Annotated in this window: 25 protein-coding genes; 13 read left to right on the top strand and 12 right to left on the bottom strand. The window is 61.0% G+C overall.

Translation table 11 applies throughout. The annotated features are described in order from the left end of the window. Window positions 1–34 precede the first annotated feature (34 nt). The 11 genes from CWC48_RS03795 to pdeM all read left to right on the top strand — a co-directional run bounded on the left by CWC48_RS03795 (window position 35) and on the right by pdeM (window position 14,789). The gene (locus CWC48_RS03795; protein WP_100491363.1) at window positions 35–679 is read left to right on the top strand and encodes a glutathione S-transferase N-terminal domain-containing protein; all 645 of its coding nucleotides are present in this window, start codon (window positions 35–37) and stop codon (window positions 677–679) included. Between the two features lie 227 nt (window positions 680–906). Continuing rightward, window positions 907–3,348, top strand: a complete 2,442-nt coding sequence (locus CWC48_RS03800) for a penicillin acylase family protein (RefSeq protein WP_100491364.1) — start codon at window positions 907–909, stop codon at window positions 3,346–3,348. 248 nt (window positions 3,349–3,596) lie between these two features. Continuing rightward, window positions 3,597–4,601 carry a ligase-associated DNA damage response exonuclease gene (locus CWC48_RS03805; protein WP_100491365.1) on the top strand — a complete coding sequence of 335 codons (1,005 nt, stop codon included), beginning with the start codon at window positions 3,597–3,599 and terminating at the stop codon, window positions 4,599–4,601. After that, complete coding sequence (locus CWC48_RS03810) at window positions 4,598–6,232, top strand: ATP-dependent DNA ligase (RefSeq protein ID WP_100491366.1); 1,635 nt, start codon at window positions 4,598–4,600, stop codon at window positions 6,230–6,232. Before CWC48_RS03805 ends, CWC48_RS03810 begins: the two co-directional genes overlap by 4 nt. Before the next feature lie 339 nt (window positions 6,233–6,571). Further along, on the top strand, window positions 6,572–7,351 hold the full coding sequence (locus CWC48_RS03815; RefSeq protein ID WP_027604451.1) for a transporter substrate-binding domain-containing protein: 780 nt from the start codon (window positions 6,572–6,574) through the stop codon (window positions 7,349–7,351). 57 nt (window positions 7,352–7,408) lie between these two features. Continuing rightward, on the top strand, window positions 7,409–8,137 hold the full coding sequence (locus CWC48_RS03820) for an ABC transporter permease (protein WP_025855156.1): 729 nt from the start codon (window positions 7,409–7,411) through the stop codon (window positions 8,135–8,137). Further along, window positions 8,134–8,844, top strand: a complete 711-nt coding sequence (locus CWC48_RS03825; protein WP_078047226.1) for an ABC transporter permease — start codon at window positions 8,134–8,136, stop codon at window positions 8,842–8,844. Before CWC48_RS03820 ends, CWC48_RS03825 begins: the two co-directional genes overlap by 4 nt. Before the next feature lie 26 nt (window positions 8,845–8,870). Continuing rightward, window positions 8,871–9,989 carry a succinylglutamate desuccinylase/aspartoacylase family protein gene (locus CWC48_RS03830; protein ID WP_099493746.1) on the top strand — a complete coding sequence of 373 codons (1,119 nt, stop codon included), beginning with the start codon at window positions 8,871–8,873 and terminating at the stop codon, window positions 9,987–9,989. 13 nt (window positions 9,990–10,002) lie between these two features. Continuing rightward, a complete protein-coding gene (locus CWC48_RS03835) occupies window positions 10,003–10,767 on the top strand; it encodes an ABC transporter ATP-binding protein (RefSeq protein WP_012722621.1) in 765 nt (254 codons plus the stop codon). A gap of 891 nt (window positions 10,768–11,658) precedes the next feature. Beyond that, the gene (locus CWC48_RS03840; RefSeq protein ID WP_100491367.1) at window positions 11,659–14,139 is read left to right on the top strand and encodes a ligase-associated DNA damage response DEXH box helicase; all 2,481 of its coding nucleotides are present in this window, start codon (window positions 11,659–11,661) and stop codon (window positions 14,137–14,139) included. Next, window positions 14,139–14,789, top strand: a complete 651-nt coding sequence (pdeM, locus tag CWC48_RS03845) for a ligase-associated DNA damage response endonuclease PdeM (RefSeq protein WP_100491368.1) — start codon at window positions 14,139–14,141, stop codon at window positions 14,787–14,789. Before CWC48_RS03840 ends, pdeM begins: the two co-directional genes overlap by 1 nt. A 15-nt stretch (window positions 14,790–14,804) precedes the next feature. Here the strand turns inward: pdeM and CWC48_RS03850 are convergent, their stop codons facing one another. Together CWC48_RS03850 and dcd are read right to left on the bottom strand one after the other, a co-directional pair. Then, window positions 14,805–15,002 (bottom strand): hypothetical protein, encoded by a 198-nt coding sequence (locus tag CWC48_RS03850; RefSeq protein ID WP_010212420.1) that lies wholly within the window; start codon window positions 15,000–15,002, stop codon window positions 14,805–14,807. A 108-nt stretch (window positions 15,003–15,110) separates the two neighbouring features. Beyond that, window positions 15,111–15,677, bottom strand: coding sequence for a dCTP deaminase (gene dcd, locus CWC48_RS03855; protein WP_034109068.1), 567 nt, complete (start codon window positions 15,675–15,677; stop codon window positions 15,111–15,113). Window positions 15,678–16,066: 389 nt separating this feature from the next. Between dcd and CWC48_RS03860 the strand changes: the two genes are divergently transcribed. Next, entirely contained in the window at window positions 16,067–16,276 is a 210-nt protein-coding gene (locus tag CWC48_RS03860) for a cold-shock protein (protein ID WP_002554837.1), read from the top strand. Between the two features lie 241 nt (window positions 16,277–16,517). Here the strand turns inward: CWC48_RS03860 and rpoS are convergent, their stop codons facing one another. The 8 genes from rpoS to CWC48_RS03900 all read right to left on the bottom strand — a co-directional run bounded on the left by rpoS (window position 16,518) and on the right by CWC48_RS03900 (window position 23,636). After that, complete coding sequence (rpoS, locus tag CWC48_RS03865) at window positions 16,518–17,522, bottom strand: RNA polymerase sigma factor RpoS (RefSeq protein ID WP_025855149.1); 1,005 nt, start codon at window positions 17,520–17,522, stop codon at window positions 16,518–16,520. Between the two features lie 106 nt (window positions 17,523–17,628). After that, window positions 17,629–18,465 carry a peptidoglycan DD-metalloendopeptidase family protein gene (locus CWC48_RS03870; protein WP_099493742.1) on the bottom strand — a complete coding sequence of 279 codons (837 nt, stop codon included), beginning with the start codon at window positions 18,463–18,465 and terminating at the stop codon, window positions 17,629–17,631. 207 nt (window positions 18,466–18,672) lie between these two features. After that, the gene (locus CWC48_RS03875; RefSeq protein WP_010563544.1) at window positions 18,673–19,308 is read right to left on the bottom strand and encodes a protein-L-isoaspartate(D-aspartate) O-methyltransferase; all 636 of its coding nucleotides are present in this window, start codon (window positions 19,306–19,308) and stop codon (window positions 18,673–18,675) included. 41 nt (window positions 19,309–19,349) lie between these two features. After that, window positions 19,350–20,099, bottom strand: coding sequence for a 5'/3'-nucleotidase SurE (gene surE / locus CWC48_RS03880; protein WP_100491369.1), 750 nt, complete (start codon window positions 20,097–20,099; stop codon window positions 19,350–19,352). Continuing rightward, window positions 20,087–21,145 (bottom strand): tRNA pseudouridine(13) synthase TruD, encoded by a 1,059-nt coding sequence (gene truD / locus CWC48_RS03885; RefSeq protein ID WP_078047220.1) that lies wholly within the window; start codon window positions 21,143–21,145, stop codon window positions 20,087–20,089. The genes surE and truD overlap by 13 nt, the downstream gene beginning before the upstream one ends. Beyond that, entirely contained in the window at window positions 21,142–21,615 is a 474-nt protein-coding gene (ispF, locus tag CWC48_RS03890; RefSeq protein ID WP_078047219.1) for a 2-C-methyl-D-erythritol 2,4-cyclodiphosphate synthase, read from the bottom strand. Before ispF ends, truD begins: the two co-directional genes overlap by 4 nt. 54 nt (window positions 21,616–21,669) lie before the next feature. Next, a complete protein-coding gene (gene fghA / locus CWC48_RS03895) occupies window positions 21,670–22,515 on the bottom strand; it encodes an S-formylglutathione hydrolase (RefSeq protein WP_078047218.1) in 846 nt (281 codons plus the stop codon). 8 nt (window positions 22,516–22,523) lie between these two features. Continuing rightward, the gene (locus CWC48_RS03900) at window positions 22,524–23,636 is read right to left on the bottom strand and encodes an S-(hydroxymethyl)glutathione dehydrogenase/class III alcohol dehydrogenase (RefSeq protein ID WP_078047217.1); all 1,113 of its coding nucleotides are present in this window, start codon (window positions 23,634–23,636) and stop codon (window positions 22,524–22,526) included. A 109-nt stretch (window positions 23,637–23,745) separates the two neighbouring features. Here CWC48_RS03900 and CWC48_RS03905 point away from each other — a divergent pair, with 109 nt between their 5' ends. Further along, window positions 23,746–24,642 (top strand): LysR substrate-binding domain-containing protein, encoded by an 897-nt coding sequence (locus CWC48_RS03905; protein WP_078047216.1) that lies wholly within the window; start codon window positions 23,746–23,748, stop codon window positions 24,640–24,642. Window positions 24,643–24,770: 128 nt separating this feature from the next. Here CWC48_RS03905 and ispD read toward each other — a convergent pair whose 3' ends face one another. Beyond that, window positions 24,771–25,478 (bottom strand): 2-C-methyl-D-erythritol 4-phosphate cytidylyltransferase, encoded by a 708-nt coding sequence (gene ispD, locus CWC48_RS03910; RefSeq protein WP_100491370.1) that lies wholly within the window; start codon window positions 25,476–25,478, stop codon window positions 24,771–24,773. Continuing rightward, window positions 25,475–25,753 carry a cell division protein FtsB gene (gene ftsB / locus CWC48_RS03915; protein ID WP_003172294.1) on the bottom strand — a complete coding sequence of 93 codons (279 nt, stop codon included), beginning with the start codon at window positions 25,751–25,753 and terminating at the stop codon, window positions 25,475–25,477. Before ftsB ends, ispD begins: the two co-directional genes overlap by 4 nt. Window positions 25,754–25,796: the final 43 nt, after the last annotated feature.

Consider the following 25,796-nt stretch of genomic DNA (forward strand, 5'->3'; position numbering starts at 1 on the left):
ATTCGCTCAAGCATCACCACTTTTGGAGAGCTTCATGATCGACCTGTATTACTGGACCACCCCCAACGGTCACAAAGTATCGCTGTTCCTGGAAGAAGCCGGCCTGCCCTATAAGGTGCACCCGATCAATATCGGCCAGGGCGAACAGTTCAAGCCTGACTTCCTGAAGATCGCTCCCAACAACCGCATTCCAGCCATCGTCGATCAGGATCCGACCGACGGTGGCGCGCCGATTTCGCTGTTTGAATCCGGCGCGATCCTGCTGTACCTCGCGGAAAAAACCGGCCAGTTCATTCCCAAAGACCTGCGTGGTCGCCAGGAAGCGCTGCAATGGCTGTTCTGGCAAATGGGCGGCCTGGGCCCGATGGCCGGCCAGAATCATCACTTCAGCCAGTTCGCGCCGGAGAAAATCCCTTACGCGATCAAACGCTACGTGGATGAAACCGCGCGTCTTTATGGCGTGCTCGACCGGCGCCTAGCGGACCGTGCGTTCGTGGCGGGTGAGGACTACAGCATCGCCGATATGGCGATCTACCCATGGATTGTTTCCCACAAGTGGCAGAGCCAACGCCTGGAAGATTTCCCACATCTGCATCGCTGGTTCAACAGCATCAAGGAGCGGCCGGCAACAGTGCGCGCGTATGAGCTGGTGCAGAAAGTGAACCCGCCCAAATCCTGAGTTGAAGCCTTGCTCGGTCCAAATGTGGGAGCGGGCTTGCTCGCGAAGGCGATCTGTCAGTCGACATATTCAGTGACTGACACTCAGCCTTCGCGAGCAAGCCCGCTCCCACATTATTCTGTGCAAGACTCAAGATCTAACGGTTAACCCAAACTCCCGCTTGCGTCGTTTCGCCGCGCTCACTAACGTAGCGCCTTTACTGACGCTACCCCCGCAGGAGCTTTGCCATGGCCTCGCCAGCCCTCTCACATTTTCTTCCCCGGTTCGGCGTTGCCGCGGCAGTGGCCAGTGCATTAAGCCTGGCCGGTTGCCAGCTCCAGAGCACCCAGGACACCCTGCCCCCGGTCGCTGGCGTACAGCCGCTCAAAGGCTTGGCGCAGAACGTATCGGTACGCCGCAATGCTCAGGGCATGCCGTTGATCGAAAGCAATACCTTCCACGACGCGCTGTTCAGCCTCGGTTATGTGCACGCCAGCGACCGCATCACCCAGATGGTCACCCTGCGCCTGCTGGCCCAGGGCCGCCTGGCAGAAATGTCCGGGCCCGAGGTGCTGGATGTCGACCGCTTCATGCGTGCGGTCAACCTGAAAAAAAGCGCCGGCGAGTTGTATAACGCGTCGAGTCCGCGCCTCAAACGCTTCTTCGAAGTGTATGCGCGTGGCGTCAATGCCTACCTGTTCCGCTACCGCGACAAGCTGCCGCCAGACCTGGCACAGACCGGCTACAAGCCCGAGTACTGGAAGCCGGAAGACTCGGCACTGCTGTTCTGCCTGCTGAATTTCAGCGAATCGGCCAACCTGCAGGAAGAAATTTCGTCGCTGGTGCTGGCGCAGAAAGTCGGCGTCGACAAACTCGCGTGGCTCACCCCAAGTGCGCCGGACGAAGCGATCCCGCTGGCCGAGGCCGAGAAACTCAAGGGCGTGAACCTGGGCCAGATCACCGGCTTGGCCGGGCTCGACGCGGTCGGCCAGCAACTGAGCAGCCTCAATTCACTGGCGGTGACCACGTCGAGCAACTGGGCGATCGGCCCGCAACGCAGTCGCAGTGGCAAAAGCCTGCTGGCAGGCGACCTCGCCGCCCAGCCGCAAGCACCGTCTCCGTGGAGCTACGTGCAGATCCGCGCACCGAAGTACCAGGCCGTGGGCACCTCGATTGCCGGCCTGCCGACCCTGCTGTCCGGTTTCAACGGCAAGGTCGCGTGGAGCATGAGCACAGTCAAGGGCGACACCCAGGACCTGTTCCTGGAAAAAGTCAGACGCCAGGGCAGCGCGTTGTACTACGAGAACAACGGCAAATGGCTGCCGGCCGGCGTGCGTAACGAAACCTTCTTCATCAAAGGCCAGCGCTCGATTCGCGAAGTGGTGTACGAAACCCGTCACGGCGCCCTGCTCAACAGCAGCCAGGCGCTGACCACGGGCCTGGGCCTGGCCTTGCAAACTGCCGACTTCAAGGACGACAAGAGCCTGGATGCGTTCTTCGACCTGTCCCGCGCGCAGAACGCCGGCAAGGCCTCGGACGCAACCCGCGAGATTCGCGCCATTGCGCTGAACATGGTGTTTGCCGACGCCAGCAACATTGGCTGGCAAGTCACTGGCCGCTTCCCCAACCGCCGCGAAGGCGAAGGCCTGCTGCCCTCGCCGGGCTGGGACACGCGCTTCGATTGGGACGGTTACGCCGACGCGATGCTGCACCCCTATGACCAGGACCCGGCCCAAGGCTGGATCGGCACCGCCAACCAGCGTACCGCGCCGCGCGGTTACGGCATGCAGCTGTCCAACTCGTGGGACGCCCCGGAACGCAGCGAGCGCCTGGCGCAATTGGCCAATGCCGGCAAGCATGACAGCCGCAGCGTGATTGCCATGCAGTACGACCAGACCACCACTTTTGCTGCCAAGCTCAAGACCCTGTTCCAGGCACCGGGTATGGCCCAGCCGCTGAAACAGGCGATTGACGCGCTGCCTGCCGCCGACCAGGCCAAGGCACGTGAAGCGCTGACTCGCCTGATGGCGTTCGACGGTCGCCTGGCGTCCACCTCCGCCGACGCGGCGCTCTACGAGCTGTTCCTGCAGGAAAGCACCAAGCAGATCTTCCTCGACGAACTCGGCCCGGAAAACAGCGCCAGCTGGAAGGCGTTTGTCAGCAATGCCAGCCTGTCCTACGCCGCCCAGGCCGACCACTTGCTGGGCCGTGAAGACAGCCCGTTCTGGGATGACGTGCGCACCCCGCAGAAAGAAGACAAACCGGCGATCCTCGCCCGCAGCCTGGCCGCTGCGATCACTGCCGGTGATAGCCAATTGGGGGCCGATCACAAGGCCTGGCAGTGGGGCAAACTGCACACCACCACTTGGAAAAACACCAATGGCCAGGTGATTCGCGGCCCACTGGCGTCCGGTGGCGACCACAACACCTTGAACCCGGCGCCGTACAGCTGGGGCCAGGACTTCACCACCACCCAGGTACCGGCACTGCGCATGATCGTCGACTTTGGCCAGGTGGAACCGATGATGGGCCAGGGTGGCACCGGCCAGTCCGGCAACCCGGCCAGCCCGAACTATGCCAACGGCATCGACCCGTCGCTCAAGGCGCAATACCTGAGCTTCCCGATGCAACCGCAGAACTTCGAAAAGGTGTATGGGAAGGCTCGGTTGACCCTGACGCCGGGCAAATAATCCGGCAAGTGTGGGGCGGGCTTTTACTGTGGTGAGCGGGCTTGCCCCGCGCTGGGTGGCGAAGCCGCCCTAAAACCAGGCGACCTGTTTCTGACTGGAAGCATGCGTTGACTGGATTGGGGCCGCTTCGCGCCCCAGCGCGGGGCAAGCCCGCTCCCCACAACAAGCCCGCTCACTACAATAGTTAATCGAACTTCTCATCGCCCGCCCGCCTCCTACCTGATAAGCCCATCGCCCCCGGCACGCCCATGGACCTTGTCATCGCCCGCCCCGAAGGCCTCTACTGCCCCGCCGGAGATTTCTACATCGACCCCTGGCGCCCGGTGGAGCGCTCGGTCATCACCCACGCCCATGGCGACCACGCCCGCACCGGCAACCAGCACTACCTGGCGGCAGCCCCCGGCGAAGGCATCCTGCGTTCACGGCTGGGCCAGGACATCAACCTGCAGACCCTGGCCTACGGCGAGACACTGGTCCACCACGGCGTCACCTTGAGTTTTCACCCCGCCGGGCATGTCTTGGGTTCGGCCCAGGTGCGCCTGGAATACCGGGGCGAAGTCTGGGTCGCATCCGGTGACTACAAAGTCGAGCCCGACGGCACCTGCGCGCCCTTCGAACCGGTGCGCTGCCATACCTTTATTACCGAGTCGACCTTCGGCCTGCCGATCTACCGCTGGCAGCCCCAGGCGCAGATCTTCGCCGGGATCAACGATTGGTGGCAGGCGAATATCGCCGCCGGCAAGGCCAGCGTGTTGTTCTGTTACTCCTTCGGCAAGGCCCAGCGGATCCTGCATGGCATCGACGCCAGCATTGGTCCGATCCTCAGCCACGGCGCGGTCGAGCCGTTGAACCGGGTGTACCGCGAGGCCGGCATCTATATTCCTGAAACCCTCTACGCCGGTGACTTCAAGAAAACCGACCCGCTGTTGCGCCGGGCCCTGATCATCGCCCCGCCGTCCGCAGGCGGCAGCAGTTGGATCAAGCGTTTCGGCGACTACAGCGACGCCTTCGCCAGCGGTTGGATGCGCCTGCGTGGTACCCGTCGGCGGCGCGGGGTCGACCGTGGCTTCGTGCTTTCGGACCACGCCGACTGGCCCGGCCTGTTGTGGGCCATCGAGCAAACCGGCGCCGAGCGGGTGATGGTTACCCACGGTTCCGTCGGCGTGTTGGTGCGCCACCTGCGGGAAAAAGGCCTGGATGCCCAGGGTTTCACCACTGAATACGGCGATGACGAAGAGGAGGCCAGCGCATGAAGGCCTTCGCCGAGCTGTACGCCAACCTCGACGCCACCACCTCCAGCAACGCCAAGCTGGCCGCGCTGCAAGCCTACTTCCGCGATGCTGCGCCGGAAGATGCGGCCTGGGCCGTGTATTTCCTTTCTGGCGGACGCCCTCGGCAACTGGTGCCGACGCGCCTGCTGCGGGACATGGCCACTGAAGCATCGGGTATCGAGCCGTGGTTGTTTGAAGAAAGCTACCAATCAGTGGGCGATCTGGCAGAAACCATTTCCCTGCTGCTGCCGGAATCTACCTACACCTCGGAGGACGGCCTGGCGGTGTGGCTGGAGGAAAAACTCCTGCCCCTGCGTGGCTTGCCGCCCTTGGAATTGGCCGAGCGTCTACCTGCGTTATGGGCGCAACTGGATCAACCCAGCCTGATGGTCTGCATCAAGTTGATCACCGGCAGCTTCCGTGTGGGCGTGTCCAAGCTACTGGTCACCCGCGCCCTCGCCGCAATGGCCGATCTGGACAGCAAGCGCGTGGCGCAACGGCTGGTGGGCTACACCGATCTGTCTAACCGTCCTACGCCGCAGGGTTATCTCAAGCTCATCGCCGCCGAATCGCCCGACGAACATGCGCAACGCGGCGGGCAGCCTTATCCGTTTTTTCTCGCCCATGGTTTGGCGCAACCAGTGGAGCAATTCAACGATTTGCTTGGCTCTCCCGCCGACTGGCAAGTGGAATGGAAGTGGGATGGCATCCGCGCGCAGTTGGTGAAACGTGACGGCCGCCTGTGGATCTGGTCGCGTGGCGAAGAATTGGTGACTGAGCGCTTCCCCGAACTGCATAGCGTGGTAAGCGGCTTGCCCGACGGCACGGTGATCGACGGCGAAATCGTGGTGTGGAAAGACGCGGTGCAGCCGTTCGCGCTGCTCCAACAACGGATTGGGCGCAAGACCCTGAGCAAAAAAGTGCTGGAGGACGCGCCAGTTGCGGTGCTGGCTTACGACCTGCTGGAACATCAGGGCGACGATTGGCGCAACCACACCCAGGCTGAGCGTCGCACGCAACTTGAGCAGGTAATTGCCCAGTGCAACCAGCCGGTATTACTGGCATCTCCCCTGTTGACCAGTGCAACCTGGGAAGAACTGGCCGAACAACGCGAAGCCTCGCGCAGTCTCGGTGTGGAAGGCATGATGCTTAAAGCACGCGATGGCCTGTACGGCGTGGGCCGCACCAAGGACATGGGCGTGTGGTGGAAGTGGAAGGTGGACCCGTTCAGCGTCGATGCGGTGTTGATCTATGCCCAACGCGGTCACGGTCGACGCGCCAGCCTCTACAGCGACTACACGTTTGCCGTGTGGGACGGCCCGCCCGGCAGCGAACGCACGCTAGTGCCATTCGCCAAGGCCTACTCCGGCCTGACCGACGAAGAGATGCGCAAGGTCGATGCGATTGTGCGCAAGACCACGGTGGAAAAGTTCGGCCCGGTGAGCAGTGTCACGCCGAGCATGGTGTTCGAACTGGGGTTCGAAGGCATTGCCCTGTCCAAGCGGCACAAGAGTGGGATTGCGGTGCGGTTTCCACGGATGTTGCGCTGGCGGCAGGATAAAACCGTGGAAGACGCTGACAACCTCGCCACCCTGCAAGACCTCCTGACCTGATTCCTGGTTAAAAATGGCACAAATCCTTGTGGGAGCTGGCTTGCCTGCGATGGCGGCGTGTCAGTGAAAAATGAATTCGCTGATCCACCGCCATCGCAGGCAAGCCCGCTCCCACATTATTGATCTGCGCCAGAACCAAATTGGTGCACTGTTTTTTGCGCGCCCATTTTCGGGCATCTCCTACACTCAGCTCTCCCTTGTCCCACCTTTTAAAACGACCATTCGGAACTACATTCGGAACTATGGTGCAGAAATTGCTACTTGTGATCCGTCTGACACCGTTCAGTAACAGTCCTAAACGCGCCACAAGCGCTTATCTTGGTTTCCAGGGATTACATAATGAAAAAAGCATTGCTGACCCTTTCTGCACTGGCTCTGTGCATGGCCGCAGGTACCGCGCTGGCCAAGGAATACAAGGAACTGCGTTTTGGTGTCGATCCGTCCTACGCGCCGTTCGAATCCAAGGCCGCCGACGGCAGCCTGGTAGGCTTCGATATCGACCTGGGCAATGCGATCTGCGCCGAGCTGAAAGTGAAGTGCAAGTGGGTTGAAAGTGATTTCGACGGCATGATTCCAGGCCTCAAGGCCAACAAGTTCGACGGCGTGATTTCGTCCATGACCGTGACCCCGGTGCGTGAAAAGGCCATCGACTTCTCCAGTGAACTGTTCTCCGGCCCGACTTCGCTGGTGTTCAAGAAAGGTGCTGGCTACTCGACGCCTGAGTCCCTCAAGGGCAAATCCGTGGGCTACGAGCAAGGCACCATCCAGGAAGCCTACGCCAAGGCCGTACTGGATAAAGCCGGTGTGACCACCAAGGCCTACGCCAACCAGGACCAAGTGTATGCCGACCTGACCTCCGGGCGTCTCGACGCATCCGTGCAGGACATGCTGCAAGCCGAACTGGGCTTCCTGAAGTCGCCGGCAGGCGCCGGTTATGAAGTCAGCGCGGCCATCGACGACCCATTGCTGCCGTCGAAAACCGCCATCGGTATCAAAAAAGGTAACACTGAGCTGAAGGCGCTTTTGGATAAAGGTATCAAAGCGTTACACGATGATGGCACCTACGCCACCATCCAGAAGAAACACTTTGGCGATCTGAACCTGTACAGCGGCAAATAATGCCTGGAGCGCCCTTCCCCTGGAGGGGCGCTTTTTTATCGCCATAGGTCCTGATTTATGTTCGAAGAATTGTTGCAAACCCTCGGGTTGAGCGCGCTCAGCCTGAAGGGTTTCGGCCCGCTGTTGCTGCAAGGCACCTGGATGACCATCAAGTTGTCGGTGCTGTCCCTGGCCGTCAGCGTATTGCTGGGGCTGATTGGCGCCAGCGCCAAACTTTCCAGCCTGCCCTTCCTGCGCATCCCCGCCCAGCTCTACACCACGCTGATCCGCGGAGTGCCCGACCTGGTGCTGATGCTGCTGATTTTCTACAGCCTGCAAACCTGGCTGACCGGCCTCACCGACTTCATGGAATGGGAATACATCGAGATCGACCCATTCAGCGCCGGGGTGATCACCCTGGGCTTTATCTACGGTGCGTACTTCACCGAGACCTTTCGCGGCGCGATCCTCGCGGTACCGCGTGGCCAACTGGAAGCCGCCACGGCTTATGGGCTAAAGCGCGGCCAGCGGTTTCGCTACGTGACCTTCCCGCAGATGATGCGCTTTGCCTTGCCGGGTATCGGCAATAACTGGATGGTGATGCTCAAGGCCACGGCCCTGGTGTCGATCATCGGCCTGGCCGACTTGGTCAAGGCGGCCCAGGACGCCGGCAAGAGCACTTACCAGCTGTTCTATTTCCTCGTACTCGCCGCGCTGATCTACCTGTTGATCACCAGCGCGTCCAACTTTGTCCTGCGCCGCCTTGAACGTCGCTACTCCGCCGGCGCCCGGGAGGCCGTACGATGATCGAACTCTTGCAGGAATACTGGCGCCCCTTCCTTTATAGCGACGGCCAGCACATCACGGGGCTGGCCATGACGATGTGGCTGCTCACCGCAGCCCTGGTCATCGGCTTCCTGGTGTCGATCCCGCTGTCCATCGCCCGTGTGTCGCGCAAGCGCCTGGTGCGCTGGCCGGTGCAGTTCTACACCTACCTGTTTCGGGGCACGCCGCTCTATATCCAGTTGCTGATCTGCTACACCGGCATCTACAGCATCGCCGCCGTGCGCGAGCAGCCGTTGCTGGATGCGTTTTTCCGCGATGCGATGAACTGCACCATCCTGGCGTTTGCTCTCAACACCTGTGCCTACACCACGGAGATCTTCGCCGGGGCGATCCGCAGCATGGCCCATGGTGAAGTCGAGGCGGCCAAGGCCTACGGCTTGAGCGGCTGGAAGTTGTACGCCTATGTGATCATGCCGTCGGCGTTGCGTCGTTCGCTGCCCTACTACAGCAATGAAGTGATCCTGATGCTGCACTCGACCACGGTGGCCTTCACCGCGACGATCCCGGACATCCTCAAAGTGGCGCGGGATGCCAACTCGGCTACCTTCATGACCTTTCAATCATTCGGTATCGCTGCGCTGATCTACCTGACCGTGACCTTTGCCCTGGTCGGTCTGTTTCGTCTGGCAGAGCGCCGCTGGCTGGCTTTCCTCGGGCCGAGCCATTAAGCAGCTTTTCATTTTCAGGAGCATTCATGCGGCATCACGTCCATGAGCTGATCGCGCCGGTGCCAGGCACGGCGCGGCAGATTCACAGTTTTCACTTCGGCCCGGAACAGGCCGAGGGCAAGATCTACATTCAGTCATCGCTGCATGCCGATGAGCTGCCGGGCATGCTGGTGGCCTGGCACCTCAAGCTCCGCCTGGCAGAGTTGGCAGCGGCCGGGCGCCTGCGCAGCGAGATCGTGCTGGTGCCCATCGCCAATCCGGTGGGCCTGGAGCAGGTGTTGATGGATATCCCGCTGGGCCGCTACGAGCTGGAGAGCGGGCAAAACTTTAATCGCCTGTTTGTCGACCTCAGTGAAGCGGTGGGTGACCAGATCGAGGAACGGCTGGGGGACGATCCCCGGCGAAACGTCGAGCTGGTGCGCTCCGCGCTGTCCTCCACCCTCGCCGCGCAGCGTGCCGAGACCCAACTGCAATCCCAACGCCTGGTGCTGCAACGCCTGGCCTGCGATGCCGATATGGTGCTGGACCTGCACTGCGACTTCGAAGCGGTGGCGCACCTGTACACCACCCCCGAGGCCTGGCCGCAGGTGGAGCCGTTGGCGCGCTATATCGGTTCGGAGGCCAATTTGCTCGCGACCGATTCCGGCGGGCAATCCTTCGATGAGTGTTTCACCCTGGTGTGGTGGCAGTTGCAGCAACGTTTCGGCGAGCGTTTCCCGATCCCCATGGGCAGCTTTTCGGTCACCGTCGAGCTGCGCGGCCAGGGTGACGTCAACCATGGCCTGGCGAGCCTCGACTGCCAGGCGATCATCGATTACCTGATTCACTTCGGCGCCATTGCAGGCGATGCCGCACCGCTGCCCGACCTGCCCTACCCGGCCACGCCGCTGGCCGGCGTTGAACCGGTGGCGACCCCGGTGGGCGGCCTGCTGGTGTTCAGCGCCCTGCCGGGTGAATACCTGGAAGCCGGGCAACTGATCGCCGAAATCATCGACCCCATTTCCGACCGCGTAACGCCCGTGCACTGCCAAAAGGCCGGCCTGCTTTACGCCCGTTCGCTGCGCCGCATGGCCACTGCCGGGATGGTCATCGGCCATGTCGCTGGCACCGAGGCCTACCGCAGCGGCTATCTACTTTCGCCTTGAGGATGCATGCCCCATGTACAAATTGACCGTTGAAGGCCTGCATAAAAGCTATGGCGACAATGAGGTGCTCAAAGGTGTTTCGCTCAAGGCCAAGACCGGCGACGTGATCAGCCTGATCGGCGCCAGCGGCTCGGGCAAGAGCACCTTCTTGCGCTGTATCAACTTCCTGGAAACGCCCAACGACGGCGCCATGACCCTCGACGGCCAGCCGATCCGCATGGTCAGCGACCGCCACGGCATGCGCGTGGCCGATGACGCCGAACTGCAGCGCTTGCGCACGCGCCTGGCGATGGTCTTCCAGCACTTCAACCTGTGGAGCCACATGAGCGTGCTGGAAAACATCACCATGGCCCCGCGCCGGGTACTGGGTTGCAGCAAGAAGGATGCCGAAGACCGCGCCCGTCGCTACCTGGACAAGGTGGGTTTACCGGCGCGCGTGGCCGATCAATACCCCGCGTTCCTGTCCGGCGGCCAGCAGCAACGCGTCGCCATCGCCCGCGCCCTGGCGATGGAACCGGAGGTCATGCTATTCGACGAACCCACCTCGGCCCTCGACCCGGAACTGGTGGGTGAAGTATTGAAGGTCATCCAAGGCCTGGCCGAGGAAGGCCGCACCATGATCATGGTGACCCACGAAATGAGCTTCGCGCGCAAAGTATCGAGCCAAGTGCTGTTTCTGCACAAAGGCCTGGTGGAAGAACAAGGCGCACCCGAGGACGTGCTGGGTAATCCGAAGAGTGAGCGTTTGCAGCAGTTCCTGAGTGGTAACCTGAAATAATCTGTAGGAGCCGCTTACCGGAGAAGAGCATAGGTATCCACGCAACCCTGAAGCCCAGCGCAACCCACGATGCGAAGCGAGCCGCCCTTGATCTTGATCTTGATCTTGATCTTGATCTCGCTTTTGATCTTAGGCGCCCCGTCAAACACGCTGGCCGGAATTCGACAGGTATTTGGGGGGTAAACCGGCAGGGATGCCGGTTTAGCCGCCCCGCGCCATGGATGGCGCGTGGCGGCGGCCCCCCAAATACCTGTCGGATTACGGGCACACCGAGCCTAGGCGAGGTGCCGAGTGTTGGGGCAAGAGCCTTTTGCTTACTTTTGGGCTTTTCAAAAGTGAGCCGCCGTAAGGGCGGAACCCATAGCAGCCGTTACCCAAATAACGGATATGTACCCGATCAGATCCAACATCCCGGTCGGCTGTCAGGCCGCCTTCGCAGGCAAGCCAGCTCCCACATTTTTGAATCGCGGGGTGACAGTTAGATTGTGGCCGGCTGTCAGGCTGCCTTCGCTGGCAAGCCAGCTCCCACATTTTTAGATCGCGGGGGGGCAGTTGGAGAGTGGTCGGCTGTCAGGCCGCTTTCGCAGGCAAGCCAGCTCCCACATTTGGATCGTGGGGGGACAGTTAGATTGTGGTCGGCTGTCAGGCCGCTTTCGCAGGCAAGCCAGCTCCCACATTTTTGAATCGCGGGGTGACAGTTAGATTGTGGTCGGCTGTGAGGCCGTCTTCGCAGGCAAGCCAGCTCCTACAGTTGGATCGCGGGGCAGCAGTTAGAGAGTGCTCGGCAGTTAGGCCACCCTCGCCGGCAAGCCAGCCCCTACAAGGATTGCGTTAAACCTTTGATGCTCGGTGAAGGTCTGTGGAATAGACCTTCCAGAGTTCAGCCACCGCATGGCAAAACCCGTCGACTTCGCCAAACAATGGTTCGCCACTAAAGGCTGGAAGCCGTTCGCCTTTCAAAAAGACGTCTGGGCGGCGGTCAAGGGCGGCCAGTCAGGGCTGCTGCATGCCAGCACCGGCGCGGGTAAAACCTACGCACTGTGGTTCGCCGCCCTCAATCGCTTCGCCATGACTCGCCCACCCGCTACAGGTAAACGCAAACCACCCGCTGAGCCGCTGACGGTACTGTGGATCACGCCTATGCGTGCCCTCGCGGCCGACACCGCCCGAGCCCTGGAGGCGCCGCTTGAAGCCTTGCAGATTCCCTGGAGTGTCGCCCTGCGCACCGGCGATACCAGCAGCAGCGAGCGCGCCCGCCAGACCCGTCGCCAGCCCACCGCACTGATCACCACACCGGAAAGCCTGACCCTGATGCTGGCACGCGCCGACAGCGAAGTCAGCCTGGCGCACCTGCGCATGGTGGTCGTGGATGAATGGCACGAATTGATTGGCAACAAGCGCGGCGTGCAGCTGCAACTGGCACTGGCACGGCTGCGGCGTTGGCATCCGGATGTGATGGTGTGGGGTATCTCGGCGACCTTGGGCAATCAATCCCACGCCTTGGAGGTATTGGTCCCACAAGGTGGCGGGGTCAATGTGCAAGGGAAAACGGCTAAACAATTGAAGGTCGACACCTTGCTGCCACCCGTCGCCGAGCGTTTTCCCTGGGCCGGGCACATCGGCCTGAAGATGCTGCCTCAAGTGGTGGCTGAGGTGGACGCCAGCAGCAGTTGCCTGGTGTTTACCAATACGCGGGCGCAGTCGGAAATCTGGTATCAGGCGATATTGGACGCACGCCCTGACTGGGCTGGGGTGATCGCCCTGCACCATGGCTCACTGTCGAGAGAAACCCGCGATTGGGTAGAACGAGCATTGAAAGACGGCCAGCTCAAGGCCGTGGTGTGCACATCGAGCCTGGACCTGGGGGTGGATTTCCTGCCGGTGGAACGGGTGCTGCAGATCGGCTCGGCCAAAGGCGTGGCGCGCCTGATGCAACGCGCCGGGCGTTCGGGGCATGCACCCGGGCGCCCCTCGCGGGTGACGCTGGTGCCGACCCACAGCCTGGAGCTGGTGGAAGCCGCAGCGGCCCAGGACGCGATTGCCCAGCGGCGCATTGAAGCGCGCGAATCACCGCACAAGCCATTGGATGTGCTCGTACAACACTTGGTCAGCATGGCGCTCGGCGGCGGCTTTACGCCCGACGCGTTACTGGCCGAAGTGCGCGGTGCCTGGGCCTATCGCGACCTGACGGACGAAGACTGGGCGTGGGCCCTGGGGTTTGTGCGCCATGGCGGCTTGTCGCTGACGGCCTACCCGGATTACCGCCGCGTGGAGCCGGACGAGCACGGCATCTGGCGTGTACCCGATGCGCGGCTGGCGCGTCGTCATCGGATGAGCGTCGGCACGATTGTCAGCGATGCCAGTATCCAGCTGAAATTCTGGAGCAAGGGCGGTGGCGGCAAGAACCTGGGGAGCGTCGAGGAAGGCTTTATCGCGCGGCTCAAGCCGGGTGATGGCTTCTTGTTCGCGGGGCGATTGCTGGAGTTGGTGCGGGTGGAAAACATGACCGCCTATGTGCGCCGCAGCACCGCCAAAAAGGCTGCGGTGCCACGCTGGAATGGGGGGCGCATGCCGCTTTCCAATGAGCTGGCGCAAGCCGTGGTCGAGCGTTTTGATGCGGCGGCGCACGGGCACTATGAAGGCCCGGAAATGCAGGCGGTGCAAACCCTGCTGCAAACACAGTTGCGCTGGTCGGGCCTACCGACACGCGAGCATTTGCTGGCCGAGGCGCTGAAGTCGCGAGAGGGGTGGCACCTGTTTCTGTATCCATTCGCCGGGCGCCAGGTGCACTTGGGCCTGGCAAGTCTACTGGCATGGCGGGTGAGCCAGCAGCAGGCCGTGACGTTTTCGATTGCCGTCAATGATTACGGGCTGGAGTTGTTGAGCGCCACCGCCGTGGATTGGCCGGTGTTGCTGAATGACGCGCTACTGAGCCCTGAGCATTTGCTGGAAGATGTGGCGGCCAGCCTGAATGCCGGGGAGTTGGCCCTGCGCCGCTTTCGGGAAATCGCCCGCATCGCCGGGTTGGTGTTTGCCGGTTATCCAGGAGCGCCGAAAAGTACGCGGCAAGTGCAGGCCTCCAGCGGATTGTTCTTTGAGGTGTTCAAGCAATATGACCCGCAGAACCTGCTGCTGACCCAGGCCGGGGAAGAAGTCCTGCGCGACGAGTTGGATATTCATCGGCTGGAAGCGACATTGCGTCATCTTTCAGCGCTCAAACGCGACCTGCACCTGATTGAACGGCCTACGCCCTTGGCCTTTCCGCTGCTGGTGGAGCGAATGCGCGAAAGCTTGAGTTCGGAAAAACTCTCGGAGCGCATTGCGCGGATGGTCAAGGACCTGGAAAAAGTCGCGGATAACGGGAAGCGCTGATGTATTGCTCACTGACGCTTGAGGGTGAAGAGTTGTGGCTGCTGGCGGAAAAGGCCGTGTATTGGCCTGCGCGCCAATGCCTGCTGATTGCCGATGTACACTTCGGCAAGGCTTCTGCCTATCGCAGCCTGGGACAGCCGGTGCCACAAGGGACTACCACCAAGAACCTGCAGCGTCTGGATCGGTTGCTGTCTGCGCTACCGTGCGCGCAGGTGATCTTTCTCGGCGATTTCCTGCACGGCCCCGGGTCCCATGCCAGCGGCACCCTGAGCGCGCTGAGAGCCTGGCGCGCACGCCATCCCGACCTGTCGATGACCCTGATTCGCGGCAATCACGACAAACGCGCAGGGGACCCGCCTGTCGACTTGAGGATTGAGGTCGTCCCCGAGCCACTCCTGATGGGTCCCTTCGCCCTGCAGCACGAACCGGACGCTCATCCCAGCCATCATGTGCTGGCGGGGCACGTGCATCCGGTGTATCGCTTGCGCGGCAAGGGCCGGCAGAGCCTGCGGCTGCCGTGCTTCCAGATCGGCACGCGGGTCAGCTTGCTGCCGGCGTTTGGTGCGTTTACCGGTGGCTTTGCGGTGGAACAGATCGATGACGGTCGAGTCTTTGTGATCGGCGACCACGAGGTATGGCCAGTGCGGTGACCGGCCTCCCAGGTATCAGGCGACAGGCGCGGGCGGCGGCTCGTCCGGCAGGGTTGGCTCACCGGGCTCGGTGGGTTGTGGGTAATCCGGCTCGGGTTGGCCTGGGATGCCGCCTGCATAAGCAGGATCGGCCATCAGGGACCAGGCCAGAACGCCAATCTGATTGGGTTCAAGCCGGGCAAGTTCTGCGCTGATTCGCGGGTCGATCTTCATAAGGTACTCCTCAAGCGTGGCTCGACGCGTTTTACACGCGCCGAGGCAGTACACCTAGATAGAGTCACTTTCTGCAGACTAATTCCCTTTGCACGTAAGACCTTTCGATCAAGCGCGTGGGAGGGTGACGCCGCGCTGGCCTTGGTACTTGCCTGCGCGGTCTTTGTAGGACACTTCACAGTCCTCGTCGGACTGCAGGAACAGCATCTGCGCCACGCCCTCGTTGGCGTAGATCTTCGCCGGCAAGGTGGTGGTGTTGGAGAATTCCAGGGTCACGTGGCCTTCCCACTCCGGCTCAAGCGGCGTCACGTTGACGATGATGCCGCAACGCGCGTAGGTGCTCTTGCCCAGGCAGATGGTCAGCACGTCGCGGGGAATACGGAAGAATTCCACGGTGCGCGCCAGGGCGAAGGAGTTGGGCGGAATGATGCACACGTCGCTCTTGACGTCGACGAAGCTCTTTTCGTCGAAGTTCTTCGGGTCGACGATCGCGGAATTGATGTTGGTGAACACCTTGAATTCATCGGCGCAGCGCACATCGTAGCCGTAGCTGGAAACGCCGTAGGAAATCACAGGGGCATCGCCTTGGCCACGGATCTGGCGCTCGACGAACGGTTCGATCATGCCGTGCTCTTGCGCCATGCGGCGAATCCACTTGTCCGATTTGATGCTCATGGCGGGTGTCCTGAATAGCGAGGTGGAAAAATTCTGTTGGGCATCTTACCGGGGCCGGCGTTGGGGTTCAAAGGCCACAAGGCTTTTCTTGACGAATGCGCCTGCTCCTATAAGCCACAGCCAGTGGGGCCGGGACCCGCATAGCCGTACAGGGTGACTGGAAATACCACCGCCAGTCACGAAATTGGAGAAACCTTCGGAAATACCATTGGCACGTTCCGGAAAAAGGGTTAAGGTGGCGCCACTGTGCTGCTTGTGTCACTGAGAATCTCTACACGATATGTTGAATTTCGATCCAACCATCTCCAAGAATTTTTCCTGCTCTTTGCACTCAGTCTCGGCCAGGGCTTTTCCTGAGTCGCAGTTAACTTTGTCCAAGGAGATACACCATGTCTAATCGCCAAACTGGTACCGTTAAGTGGTTCAACGATGAAAAAGGCTTCGGCTTCATCACTCCACAATCCGGTGACGACCTGTTCGTTCACTTCAAAGCTATCCAATCCGACGGCTTCAAAAGCCTGAAAGAAGGCCAACAGGTTTCTTTCATCGCTACCCGCGGTCAGAAAGGCATGCAAGCTGAAGAAGTTCAAGTTATCTAACTTGTACTGACTTAGTCGAAAAGACCCCGCCCTTAAAAGCGGGGTTTTTTATGCCTGGGATTCGGTGCTACACCCTCCCCTGTAGGAGCCCGGCTTGCCGGCGATGGCGGTCTTGAGGGCCTCATCGCCGGCAAGCCGGGCTCCTACAGGGGCAGTGTTGGCAACGAATGATCAGCGCACAGCAAAACGCCCGGTGCATTCCCATGCACCGGGCGTTTTGTCATAGCGGTCTTATCAATCGTTACTGAAACAACGACTCACTCGACAAGCCATTCTTCTCCAGGATCTCACGCAAGCGCTTGAGCCCTTCCACCTGGATCTGCCGCACCCGCTCACGGGTCAGGCCGATCTCCAGGCCTACGTCCTCCAGGGTGCTGCTCTCATGGCCGCGCAGGCCGAAGCGGCGAATCACCACCTCACGCTGCTTGTCCGTGAGTTCCGACAGCCACTGGTCAATGCTTTGGGAAAGATCATCGTCCTGCAACAGCTCGCAAGGATCTGTAGGGCGATCATCCGTCAGGGTGTCCAGCAGGGTTTTATCCGAATCCGGACCCAGCGAGACATCGACCGAAGACACGCGCTCATTCAAGCCGAGCATGCGTTTGACCTCCCCTACCGGTTTCTCCAGCAGGTTGGCGATCTCTTCGGGCGAAGGTTCATGATCGAGTTTTTGGGTAAGCTCACGCGCCGCCCGCAGGTAGACGTTGAGCTCCTTGACCACATGGATCGGCAACCGGATCGTGCGGGTCTGATTCATGATCGCCCGTTCGATGGTCTGGCGAATCCACCAGGTGGCATAGGTTGAAAAGCGGAAGCCCCGCTCAGGGTCGAACTTCTCCACCGCCCGGATCAAGCCCAGGTTGCCTTCCTCGATCAAGTCCAACAGGGACAGCCCGCGATTGACGTAGCGCCGGGCGATTTTCACCACCAGTCGCAGGTTGCTTTCAATCATGCGCTTGCGCCCAGCCGGGTCGCCCTTTTGCGACAAGCGCGCAAAATGGACTTCTTCTTCGGGGGTCAGCAGAGGGGAAAAACCGATTTCATTGAGGTACAGCTGAGTCGCATCGAGCGCCCGTGTGTAGTCAATGTACTTATGTTGCTTTAACGCGGTGGAGTTCTTGGATTTGGTGCGAACTGAAGGTACAGCAGGTCCCTCATTCGACATCGATTCCGTAGCGATACCGGTCTCCATAAGGAGAACCTCATCGTCGATGTCAAACTCCGGCGCTTCTTTACTGAGAGCCATTGTTATAGTCCTTTGGTGAGTTCGACCTCAAGCTCAAGCGACGCCTTTATCCTTGGCAACGCTGGAGCCTGTTCCTTCTACGTGAGGGAACAGGCTGTGCAACACATCAACGACGGGGTAGGAATTGCAGTGGATCTACAGGCTTCCCTTGACGGCGAATCTCAAAGTGCAGTTTCACCCGGTCTGTACCAGTTGACCCCATTTCGGCAATTGTCTGTCCGACTTTGACCTGCTGCCCCTCCCGAACCAACAGCCTACGGTTATGGCCGTAAGCACTGACGTAGGTATCGCTGTGTTTGATGATGACCAGCTCGCCGTAGCCCCGTAAACCACTCCCGGCGTACACCACTGTCCCATCAGACGCAGCTAAAACAGGCTGTCCCAAATCCCCGGCGATATCAATGCCTTTATTCAAACTACCGTTTGAAGAGAATTTTCCAATCAGCACCCCGTTTGAGGGCCATCCCCAACCGGTCGGCGCCGGCCCGGCAGGTGGCAACGGCGCGGGTGCCGGCTTGGCCGCAGGCGCAGGCGCAGCGGTGCCTGCAGGCCGGGTGATGATCGTCGTTTTGCTCGAAGACGATGGCGAAGATCCAGTGTTTGTCACAACTGCCGTAGGCGCTGAACCGGTACGACCGTCGAAGCGAATCGTCTGGCCGGGATGTATCGTGTAGGGCACAGGAATATTGTTACGAGCTGCGAGCGCCTTGTAGTCCCAGCCATAGCGGAAGGCAATCGAGAACATCGTATCGCCCTTGCGCACTACATATTGCCCGGTCGTCACCGTCGGTTTTTGCGGCGCCGCATTATTACGGTCAACCACCCGCGCGCCGCTGCTTGGCGAGCTGGAACACCCTGCCAGTACGGAACTGAAGACGAGGCCAAGCACCAGTCGATGAAAGCTTGTTTTACTCATACGCTGCGCAAGACCTGTGAGACTCACCCGCCGCTCCCTTTGTGGTGGCTGAACATGAACGCCTGTATCAGGCTTGAAATATGACGCAAGTATAACTGGGCATTGGCGTTTTACCGGCACACGTCTGAAACCCATCAATCAGCGTGTTGAATCGTGGCGCCGATCATGTTGACTCAATAGACCCCGCTGTAAGACACATCCCCGCCAGCAGAATTCACCGCCGGCAGAAATTGATCAGGCCAGCGGGCCATTGAGCAACGGCACAAACCGAACGGCCCCCAGTACATGCCGGGAAAAGCCTTCGTCTTCACGGATAATGAGCATCAACTGTTGCACTTCACCGGAGCCCACCGGGATTACCAGGCGCCCGCCGGGAGCGAGCTGATCGAGCAGTGCTTGCGGAACGTCGGTGGCCACGGCGGTCACGATGATGCCGTTGTAAGGCGCCAGCGCCGGCCAGCCTTCCCAGCCATCGCCCCAACGGAAGACCACGTTGCGCAGGTTCAGCTCCACCAGGCGCTCCTTGGCGCGGTCTTGCAACACCTTGATGCGCTCCACCGAGAATACCCGCTCCACCAGTTGCGCCAGCACGGCGGTCTGGTAGCCGGAGCCGGTGCCGATTTCCAGCACCTTGTCCAAAGGCCCCGCCGCCAGCAGCAGCTCGCTCATGCGCGCCACCATGTACGGCTGGGAGATGGTCTGGTTGTGGCCGATGGGCAGTGCCGTGTCTTCGTAGGCACGGTGGGCCAGGGCTTCATCGACAAACAGGTGCCGCGGCGTGCGCCGGATCACTTCCAGCACCTGGGCGTTGGACAAGCCCTCTTCGTACAAGCGCTGGATCAGGCGTTCGCGGGTACGCTGGGACGTCATCCCGATACCCCGGCGCAGCAAGTCGTCTTGTTCACGGCCCATCAGCGCAGCCCCTCCAGCCAGCCATCGAGACCACTGAAGGCATCACTGAAGGTACGGTCAAACTGCAATGGGGTAATCGACACATAACCTTGCATCACCGCATGAAAGTCCGTGCCCTCTCCGCCGTCTTCGGCATCACCTGCTGCGGCGATCCAATAGCCTTCCTTGCCACGCGGGTCGACCACCTTCATCGGCGCCGCCGCACGGGCACGATGGCCCAGGCGCGTCAGCTGGATGCCGCGAATGTGATCAAGGGGCAGGTTGGGAATATTGACGTTGAGCACTGTGCGCGGCGGCAGGTTCAGGGAGCCATGGGCCTCCACCAGCTTGCGTGCGAAATACGCAGCGGTGGGCAGGTTGTCCAGTTGGCGCGAGGCAAATGAAAAAGCGAACGCGGTACGCCCCAGGAAACGCCCTTCAAGCGCTGCCGCCACGGTACCGGAATACAGCACGTCATCCCCCAGGTTTGCACCCAGGTTGATGCCCGACACCACCAGATCCGGCTCCTGCTCCAGCAGGCTGTTGATCGCCAGGTGGACGCAGTCGGTGGGGGTGCCGTTCACACTGATAAAGCCATTGGCCAGGACTTGCGGGTGCAGCGGACGGTCGAGCGTCAGCGAACTGCTGGCGCCGCTCTTGTCCTGGTCGGGGGCAACCACCACGCACTCGGCAAAATCTTCCAGCGCAGCATAGAGCGCGGCAAGGCCGGGTGCGGTGGCACCGTCATCGTTTGATATCAGAATACGCATGGGTTGTCCGTCTGCCCCACCGGCACCAGATCAACAAGCTCGCGCACCAAGGCAGTGGCGAAGCATCCGGCCGGCAGGACGAATTCCAATTGCAGAATGTCCAGCGAGGGATAATGCCACGTCAAACCGCCAATGGGCAGTCGCAGAATGCGACGTTCCTGGCTCATGCCCGCATTCACCAGCCAATCGCGCAGGTCGGCTTCATCGGCGGCAACCGCCTGTTCCAGCTCAAAGGTTGCACCACTGGCAGGTGAATCACCTTCGCCCCACTGGGGGCCGGTCGGGTGCAGGTCCAGGATCGCCAGGCGCGGGTCACTGCATTCGGCTTCGCCTGCCGGGAAAAAACTGCGACTGTCGGTAAACGCCAACAGGTCACCGACTTGGGCTCGCTGCCAGGAGCCGTCGGCCACACGTGCCGCCAGCACCTTGTTGAACAGGAAACTGCGCGCCGTGGACAGCAGGCGTGAACGCACATTGCGCTGCTCCGGCAAGGCTTTGCGCGCGGCCCACTCACGGGCATCGACGACGTTACCGCCGTTATGACCAAAGCGCTGGGCACCGAAATAGTTGGGAATGCCATGCTGGGCAATCAGCTGCAACCGTGCGTCGATGGCGGCGGTATCACCGGCCAACTGCGTCAGGCGCAAGGTGAAACCATTGGCCGAGTGCGCGCCGCGCTGCAACTTGCGTTTATGGCGAGCGGTCTTGAGGATCTTGAGGGTGTCGTTTTGCGCAGCGCTCATGTCCGGGTCGGCCTTGCCTGGCAGCTGCACGCTGAACCATTGGCGGGTCAACGCCTGGCGATCCTTGAGCCCGGCATAGCTGACGGTGCGCAACGGCACGCCTGCCGCCTTGGCGATACGCCGCGCGGCTTCCTCGGTGTTGAGGCCACGCTTCTCCACCCACAACCAGAGGTGCTCGCCCTCGCCGGTCAACGGGATATCCAGCACTTCGTCAACCTGGAAGTCTTCGGCGGTCGCCTTCAGGACCGCGCTGCCCAGGGCCTCGCCATAGGCCCGTGGCCCCAACAGTTGCAGATCATTCATGCGCGCAGCAACAAGGCAACGGAGTGCACGGCGATGCCCTCTTCACGACCGGTGAACCCGAGCTTTTCGGTGGTGGTGGCTTTCACGTTCACTTGATCCAGTTCAATTTGCAGATCCGCCGCGATCAACGCGCGCATCGACTCGATATGGGGAGCCATCTTCGGCGCCTGGGCCACGATGGTGTTGTCGACGTTGCCGACCTTCCAGCCCTGGGCATGGATCAGGCCGACCACATGGCGCAGCAATACACGGCTGTCCGCGCCCTTGAAGGTCGGGTCGGTGTCCGGAAAGTGCTTGCCGATATCGCCCAACGCCGCCGCGCCGAGCAAGGCATCGCTCAAGGCATGCAACACAACGTCGCCGTCGGAATGAGCCAGCAAACCATGGTGGTGAGCAATGCGCACGCCGCCCAAGGTAATGAAATCGCCTTCAGCGAAACGGTGCACATCGTAGCCGTGGCCAATACGCATAAAAAAACGCCCCGATTTAATTCAGGGCGTGATTCTACCTACTTTTGCCTCACATTAACCGAGCAAAGCACGGCCATGGTGTCGCAAATGATCTTCGATGAAGCTGGCGATAAAGAAGTAGCTATGGTCGTAGCCGGGTTGCAGGCGCAGTTCCAACGGATGGTTGGCCGCCTTGGCCGCTTGCTGCAGGGCTTCAGGCTTGAGTTGCACGGCGAGGAAATCGTCGCGGTCGCCCTGATCCACCAGCAGTGGCAGCTTTTCCGAGGCTTCGCTGATCAGCACGCAGGCGTCCCACTCGCGCCATTTTGAGCGTTCTTCGCCCAAATAACGCGAGAAGGCTTTCTGGCCCCACGGGCAATCCATTGGGTTGTTGATCGGCGAGAACGCCGACACCGACTGGTAACGCCCAGGGTTACGCAAGGCGCACACCAACGCTCCGTGGCCACCCATGGAGTGGCCACTGATGCCGCGTTTGTCCGACGCCGGGAAATGCGCTTCAACCAACGCAGGCAATTCCTGCACCACGTAGTCATGCATCCGATAGTGCTTGGCCCAAGGTTCCTGCGTGGCATTCAGGTAGAAGCCTGCGCCGAGGCCGAAGTCCCAGGCGTTGTCCGGATCACCCGGCACGCCTGGCCCACGCGGGCTGGTGTCTGGCGCAACGATGATCAACCCCAGCTCGGCGGCCATGCGCTGGGCGCCGGCCTTCTGCATGAAGTTCTCATCGGTGCAGGTAAGCCCGGACAGCCAGTACAACACCGGCAACTTGCCGCCCTGCTCCGCTTGCGGTGGCAGGTAGACGGCGAAGGTCATGTCGCAACCGAGCACATCGGAATGATGCTTGTAGCGTTTATGCCAGCCGCCGAAGCTTTTCTGGCACGACAGGTTTTCCAGACTCATGGCCGACCTCAGAAGTGGATGACGGTACGAATGCTCTTGCCTTCGTGCATCAGGTCAAACGCTTTGTTGATGTCTTCCAGGCCCATGGTGTGGGTGATGAAGGTGTCCAGCGGGATCTCGCCGGCCTGGGCCATTTCCACGTAGCTCGGCAGTTCGGTACGGCCGCGCACGCCACCAAATGCCGAACCGCGCCAGACGCGGCCGGTCACCAACTGGAATGGACGGGTGGCGATTTCCTGGCCGGCACCGGCCACGCCGATGATCACCGACTCGCCCCAGCCTTTGTGGCAGCACTCGAGGGCGGCACGCATCAGTTGCACGTTACCGATGCATTCAAAGGAGAAGTCCACGCCGCCGTCAGTCAGGTCGACGATCACGTCTTGGATCGGACGATCGTAGTCTTTCGGGTTGATGCAGTCGGTGGCGCCCAATTGCTTGGCGATCTCGAATTTGGCCGGGTTGATATCGATGGCGATGATGCGGCCAGCCTTGGCCTTGACCGCGCCGATCACCGCCGACAGGCCAATGCCGCCTAGGCCGAAGATGGCCACGGTGTCGCCCGGCTTGACCTTGGCGGTGTTGATCACCGCACCGATGCCGGTGGTGACGCCACAGCCCAGCAGGCAGACTTTTTCCAGTGGTGCTTCTTTAGGAATCTTGGCCACGGAAATTTCCGGCAACACGGTGTACTCGGAAAAGGTCGAGGTGCCCATGTAGTGGAAAATCGGCTGGCCCTTGTAGGAAAAACGCGTAGTGCCGTCCGGCATCAGGCCTTTGCCCTGGGTGGAACGGATGGCCTGGCAGAGGTTGGTCTTGCCCGACAGGCAGAATTTGCACTTGCCGCATTCCGGGGTGTACAGCGGGATCACATGGTCGCCGACAGCCACCGACGTCACGCCTTCGCCGATCGCTTCAACCACGGCACCGCCTTCGTGACCGAGGATCGACGGGAAGATACCTTCCGGGTCCGCGCCCGACAGGGTGTAGGCGTCGGTATGGCACACGCCGGACGCGACTACGCGCAACAGCACTTCGCCCGCCTTGGGCATGGCCACATCCACTTCGACGATCTCCAGGGGCTTCTTGGCTTCGAAGGCTACGGCGGCGCGGGACTTGATCATCCGGGTTTCTCCAGGGAGTTAAAAACTGAGACGTAGAGTGTAAAACATGGCTATCTGATTAATAATCCAGGCCAAAGCAAAACTTTATTGCTGTACAGGGACAATCACCATGCTGGAAAACCGCTGGGAAGGCATCGATGAGTTTGTCGCAGTGGCCGAATGCAGCCAGTTCACCGCAGCAGCGGAACGGTTGGGGGTGTCTTCATCGCACATCAGCCGGCAGGTCGCACGCCTGGAAGAACGCCTGCAAACGCGATTGCTGTATCGCAGTACGCGCAAGGTGACCCTGACCGAAGCGGGCCAGACCTTCCTGCAACACTGCCAACGCCTGCAGGATGGTCGCGAAGAGGCCCTGCGTGCGGTGGGCGATCTCACCAGCGAGCCCAAGGGCATGTTGCGCATGACCTGCGCGGTGGCGTACGGCGAGCGCTTCATCGTGCCGCTGGTCACACGGTTCATGGGGTTGTACCCGCAGTTGCGGGTGGATATCGAGTTGAGCAACCGCCAACTGGACCTGGTGCACGAAGGCCTCGACCTGGCCATTCGCCTGGGGCGCTTGCAAGATTCGCGCATGGTTGCCAGCCGACTGGCGCCGAGGCGCATGTACCTGTGCGCGTCGCCGTCCTACTTGGCGCGGTATGGTCGGCCACATAGCTTGTCGGAATTGAGTCGGCATAACTGCCTGATCGGCAGCTCGGATATCTGGCAACTGGCCCAGGACGGGCGGGAATTTTCTCAACGTGTGCAGGGAAACTGGCGCTGCAACAGTGGGCAGGCGGTACTGGATGCAGCGTTGCAGGGCGTCGGGTTATGCCAACTGCCGGACTATTACGTGCTGGAGCATCTGCACAGTGGTGCGCTGGTGTCGTTGCTGGAGGCGCATCAACCGCCAAATACGGCGGTGTGGGCGCTGTATCCGCAGCAGCGGCATTTGTCGCCGAAGGTCAGGAAATTGGTGGATTTCTTGAAGGAGGGGCTGGCTGGGCGGCCGGAGTACAGCCAGTGATTATTGGCTGTTTGTGCCGGCCTCTTCGCAGGCAAGCCAGTTCCCACATTGACTGCATTCCTGCAGGGTAAACGCGGTCAAATGTGGGAGCTGGTTTGCCTGCGATGAAGTCGACGCGGTTTAACTGCCTACCCGCGATTCGCCCAGCGCAGCCGCAACCACTCCAGATCTTCCGGCCGGGTCACCTTGATATTGTCCGAGCGCCCTTCGATCAGGCGCGGCGCCTGGCCGGACCATTCCATGGCTGATGCTTCATCGGTGATGACTGCATCCGCCACCAGGCTGTCGGCCAAGGCACGGTGCAAAGCACCCAGGCGGAACATCTGCGGCGTGTAGGCCTGCCAGATCAGGCTGCGGTCGACGGTTTCCACAATGCGACCGTGCTTGTCGGCGCGCTTGAGGGTGTCGCGGGCCGGCACGGCCAATAGGCCACCGACCGGGTCATCGGCCAGTTCAGTCAAGAGTTTGTCGAGATCGTCACGGCTCAGATTGGGACGCGCAGCGTCGTGCACCAATACCCAGTCGTCATCATGGGCGCCCAGGGCATTGAGTTGCAGCAAGGCATTGAGCACCGAGCCCGAGCGCTCCGAACCGCCGTCCGCACGCTGGATACGCGAGTCTGCAGCACAGGCCAGGGTCGGCCAATAAGGATCATCAGTCGCGAGACTGACCACCAGCCCCTTGAGGTTCGGATGGTCGAGAAAACAGCCGAGGCTGTGTTCGAGAATTGTGCGCCCGCCCAGTTGCAAGTATTGCTTGGGACGGTCCGCAGCCATACGGGCACCGACGCCCGCGGCAGGAATCACGGCCCAGAAGGCCGGCAAACGGTCACTCATTGGGCCAACTGGTAGAGGGTTTCGCCCTCCTTGACCATGCCCAGTTCATGACGGGCCCGCTCTTCAACGGTCTCCGTGCCTTTTTTCAGCTCAAGCACCTCGGCATCGAGGACGCGATTGCGTTCCAGCAGGCGTTCGTTTTCGGCGTGCTGGTCGGCAATTTGCTGGGTCAGGTCTTTTACCTGCGCAAAGCTGCCATTACCCACCCATAGGCGGTACTGCAGGCCAGCCAGCAACAAGAGCAAGACGAGGAACAACCAATTGGGACTGCGCATCGAATATCGGGTATCCAGTGAAAAAAGACCGCCATGCAAAACT

Source organism: Pseudomonas sp. S10E 269, from assembly GCF_002798465.1.
In the GTDB taxonomy this organism is placed as follows: domain Bacteria; phylum Pseudomonadota; class Gammaproteobacteria; order Pseudomonadales; family Pseudomonadaceae; genus Aquipseudomonas; species Aquipseudomonas pergaminensis.